Origin of the sequence: Devosia sp. (genome assembly GCF_041917035.1) — a bacterium.
In the GTDB taxonomy this organism is placed as follows: Bacteria; Pseudomonadota; Alphaproteobacteria; order Rhizobiales; family Devosiaceae; genus Devosia_A.
This window is the reverse complement of sequence record NZ_JAYRYM010000290.1, coordinates 1-4327: the sequence shown is the minus strand read 5'-3', so window position 1 is coordinate 4327 and position 4327 is coordinate 1. Positions and strand designations below refer to the sequence as shown.

The 4327-nt window shown below is 66.0% G+C and carries 5 protein-coding genes; all 5 read right to left on the bottom strand.

Translation table 11 applies throughout. The features are described 5' to 3' along the window. Positions 1 to 716: sialidase family protein (locus ACE3TU_RS19590; protein ID WP_374627299.1), on the bottom strand; the 716-nt coding region annotated here is incomplete at its 3' end. Between the two features lie 12 nt (positions 717 to 728). Then, positions 729 to 1751 (bottom strand): Gfo/Idh/MocA family protein, encoded by a 1023-nt coding sequence (locus ACE3TU_RS19585; RefSeq protein WP_374627297.1) that lies wholly within the window; start codon positions 1749 to 1751, stop codon positions 729 to 731. A 41-nt stretch (positions 1752 to 1792) separates the two neighbouring features. After that, entirely contained in the window at positions 1793 to 2287 is a 495-nt protein-coding gene (locus tag ACE3TU_RS19580; RefSeq protein ID WP_374627296.1) for a hypothetical protein, read from the bottom strand. Continuing rightward, the gene (locus ACE3TU_RS19575) at positions 2284 to 2745 is read right to left on the bottom strand and encodes a hypothetical protein (protein ID WP_374627294.1); all 462 of its coding nucleotides are present in this window, start codon (positions 2743 to 2745) and stop codon (positions 2284 to 2286) included. Before ACE3TU_RS19575 ends, ACE3TU_RS19580 begins: the two co-directional genes overlap by 4 nt. Further along, positions 2742 to 3914: an N-acetylglucosamine-6-phosphate deacetylase gene (locus ACE3TU_RS19570; protein ID WP_374627291.1), complete on the bottom strand. Its 1173-nt coding sequence runs from the start codon at positions 3912 to 3914 to the stop codon at positions 2742 to 2744. Before ACE3TU_RS19570 ends, ACE3TU_RS19575 begins: the two co-directional genes overlap by 4 nt. Between the last annotated feature and the right edge of the window lie 413 nt (positions 3915 to 4327).

Sequence of the window (4327 nt, the reverse complement as noted above, 5' to 3'; positions counted from 1 at the left end):
GTGGTCTGGCTGTCATAGGTCCAGGCAAACGAGACGACGCGCCCGTCGGGGGCCACCCCGCAGCGCAGGTCCCAGTTGAAGATCCGGCCTTCGGGGTCCTGGGCAACGGTTGTCGGCGCCGACCAGTTCGCGCCGCCGTCGCCGGAGTGCAGGAAGACCGCCCGCTGCAGCCATTTCGAACCGTCAAGGTACGGCTTGTTGGTCTCGATGCTCATCGCCAGCCGTCCATCGGCGAGCTTCATCACCGGACTGGTCAGGCTGGGGGGGCCGATCTCGTCGGGCATCGGCACCTGCCGCCAGGCCGACCAGGTCGCGCCATTGTCCTGCGAGTCCGAGAGCAGGATCGCCATGGGAAGGCAACCCTCGGTCCTGGCGTTGAACAGCGGCTCGCCGGGATAGAGGGTGCGATCGACCCACATCGCGGCGGCGAGAAGGTGCCCGGGGGCGAGTTCGGTGACGTAGCAGAGCTTCAGCGATCCGGCGTGTCCGTCAATCATTGGCGCCGAGAAGGGGAAAGTCGGGCCCGACCAGGTCATTCCGCCATCGCCGGACCGGTAGACCTCGATGCCCTCCCGCGCGGAATCCTTTTCGTCCCCGGCCCGCAGCGTGGCCAGCAGGGTGCCATCGCTCAGCGCGGCGACCGCGGGAAAGGTCAGACAGGCCCGGTCGGTGCCCGGGTCGGAGCGGCTCAGGACGCCGGACGCAACTAGCCGCATGAACAGTCCTCCCTAGAGCAGCGAAACGGGCAGACCCGAGCGCGACGATTGCCAGGCTGCCTCGACCAGCGCCACCGCGGCCCGGCCCTCGGCGCCCGACACTGTCGGTGGGCGCCCATCCAGCACGTTGTCGACGAAGGCCTGCGTCTGGGTAAAGAACGCCTCGAGCCGAACCGGATCGAGCGGGCGGTTCACGTAGTCGATGGGCGGCTGTTCCCAGACGGTCGACCACCTGCCGTCACGGGCCAGCTGCACCTTGCCGTAGGCGTCGACGTCGATCATGCCGCGCTCGCCCACCACGACGTAGCGGTGTTCCGAGTTGGGCAGGCTCGGCTCGGGGATCTGATAGCTCATCCAGTGCTGGGCCATCATCCCGCTCGGAAAGCTCAGCTGCGTCATGGCGTTGAGGCCGGCATAGGGTGAGCCGCCGAACGTCCGCACGGTCGAGCAGAGCGTGTCCGGATCCTCCCCGGTGAGGAACCGCATCAGATCGAAGAAGTGCACGCCGGTGTCGAGGAAGGCGCCACCATGCGCCTCCTCCCCGGCCCAGGGGCTCGCGTCGACAACGTAGCCCGTGAACAGCGAGCGGCCCTGCAGCATCCGCACGGCACCGATCTCGCCATCGGCGATGAGCTTGCGCGTGCGCCACATGGCGCCACGGAAGCGCTGCGTCTGGATGACCTCGAGATGCACGCCCGCCGCCTCGCAGGCCTCGATCATCCGCGTGCAATCGGCAACGCTCGTCGCCATCGGCTTTTCGACGAGCACATGCTTGCCGGATGCCGCGGCTGCGATGACCTGCCCGCAGTGATCGGCATGGGGCGTGGCAATCAGCACGGCCTCTACGTCCGGGCGGTGGAGCAGCGCTTCATAGCTCTGCTCGCAGTCCACCCCATAGTCCCTGGCGAGGCCCGGCGCGCGCCGGCCACCGGCAACCGCCACCAGCCTGGCTCGTCCGACATGCTTCGTGATGCACTCGGCGTGGGTGCGGCCCATGTATCCGGAACCGACAATCCCGATGCGCAGTTCAGCCATTCACTCCCCCTGAATGACCGGCGCGAACGCGGCCGGTCGGCCTAACCCTGCTTCACCGGATGCCCGGGCCAGCCCATCAGCAACCGGACGTCCTTTTCGGCCTCGCGGGCCTTGGCCTCGTCCTTGAAGACCTGCATGCGGCACTGCGGCTTGGTGCGGTCGATGACGTCGTAGACGAGGTGGTAGCCGGTCTTGTCCATGATCGGTCCAATCCAGCCGGCACAGTGATCGCAGTAGCGTCCCCAGGTCTGGGCGTCGTTGTCCTGCACCTTGGTCAGGCTGGGGCAGAGGTGCATCCTGATCTCGAACTTGTCCTCGTCGTAGCCGAGGTCGAGTTCGCAGTTCTCCTCGTCGCGGATCACCGACCAGTATTCCAGCATGCCCTCGAAGCCCTTCTCGCGAATGAGCTCGAGAATGTGCTTTTCCTGGTTCTTGCTGATTTCCAGGAAGTAGCTCTCGAGCGCTGCTTCGCCCTGGCTCTCGAGGAACTTGAACACCTCGTTGTAGAAGCGGGTGAAATGGTCCGAAGGGATCATGCGCGCCTCCTGATCACCTGCCGGCACGCACCCGGGCCGGTGACGACGGTCTCGACCGCGAACGGCGTCCCGGCGGACATGGCGGCGTTGGTGACGATGGTCTGGTCGCAGAAGTGCGGCGACACGTTGCCGGCAATCTTGAGGACGTGGTGCCAGGCCGGGCACCTGCGCACCGTCAGCACAACCTCGTCATCGCTCACCGCGATGTCGTACTCGGCGGACTCACGGTCGAAGAAGTGCCGCCAGTGCCGGACCAGTTCGTCCCGATCGCCCGCCATCAGGTGACGGCGGATATCCTGATAGACATCCTCGCCCACCCTGCGGAAGATCTCGTGCATCGCGCCGACGCCGAACCGCTCGACGATGAAGTCGATGGTCGTGTTCGCCGCCCCGTGGAAATCCATGTGGACGTTGCCGCCCTCGTTGTACCGCAACGGCTTGTCGGCGATCTGGGTCATGCTGCCTTCCTGTAGAGCGCCTCGCCGCCGACACAGGTCTGCTCCACCTCGAGCGAGACCGGATCGAGCACCGCGAAGTCGGCGAGCTTGCCGACTTCGAGACTTCCCATGTCCTTGTCCATTCCGAGCACCCGGGCGGGAACGAGGCTCGTGGCAAAGGCCGCCTGCGTGAGGTCCGCGCCGACCATGCGGACATAGTTGCGCATCGCCTCGTCGGGCACCAGCGAGGAGCCGCACAGGCCACCATTGCGGTCGAGAACCGCCTTGCCCGGCGCGCTGCGCACCCAATAGCCGGGATAGAACTCGAACTCCGTCTCGGCGGCCCCGGCATACTTGTTGGCGTCGGTCTCGAGAAAGACCCGGTCCACCGGCAACTGCGCCAGGATCTGCATCAGCTTGGGGTGGACATGGATGCCGTCGCAGATGAGGCCCAGCGCGAGGTGGCGCTCCGCCATCAGGGCGTCAGGAAGCGAGAACGTGTGCAGGCCCATGTTGCCGGGGGGAAGCGTGGGCATGACGTTGTACATGTGCGTGACCGCGTCGATCCCCCACGAGACATACCGCGACACGTCCTCCGGCCCCGCCTGGCTGTGGCCGAGGTGGATGCTCACGCGCTCCTGCTTCAAGCGCTTGATGAAGCCCTCGGCGCCGGGAAGCTCCGGGGCGACGGTGACGGCCTTGAGCCGCCCGTCGGCGGCTGCCAGCATGCGCTCGGCCAACTCGACACTCGGCATCTGGATGTTCGACAGATTGTGCGCGCCCGGCAGCGCAAAGCACGGCCCTTCGCTGTGGATGCCCAGCGCGCGCGCGCCGCGGGCCTTGGCGACTTCAGCCGACAGGCCGCTGAGCACGCCCTCCATCCTGGCGGGCGGCAGGCAGGATATCGACGGCAGGAAACCGGTCACGCCGCGCTGCAGGAGCAGCAGCGCGTTGTCGGCAACCCCGTCGGGGACGACATCATTGTACAGGTGCACGTCGTAGCCGTGCTGCAGGACGTCGATTATGCCCGGGTAGAGCACCTTGCCGTCTGCAGCCTCGACCCTGAACTCCTCCCCGCTCGGTTCGTCGCGCCCGACCAGTCCGACGATCCTGCCGGCCGAAACGAGCAGGTCCCGTTCGACTGCTCCCTGCGGGGTGACCAGCGTGGCATTCCGCCATCTTTGCTTCACTTGCTACGTCCATGCCATTATAGTATATTGTCATGATAACCGGCTAACATAAGAACTCAAGGGGAAAAGCAGGGGTGAGCGGGCCGGGAGCACAAGCGTCAGGCCTTGCTCGCCCTCGCGCGAATCGCTATGTGGCGCTCGCGTCAAGTCGTGCTTCAGGCGTACTGGCGGTCGGTGCAGAGCAGTTGCTGTTCGCTATTGCCGCCGCGCGGACGCCCGGCAAGTCAACTCTTGATGCGGGCCTGTGGAAATCGGGCCGGGCCGGCAGCTTCTGCCCCCAACCGTGCGTCGCTTCCTTGCGCGAAGCAGTATGTGTGTTGGAGGCGGAGTAGTCGCCGAACTACTGGCATGGGAAGATCCACCTTGAACATAGATCTGTCGCCGCGGCACCTGCAATTGCGGGAAACTCTCTT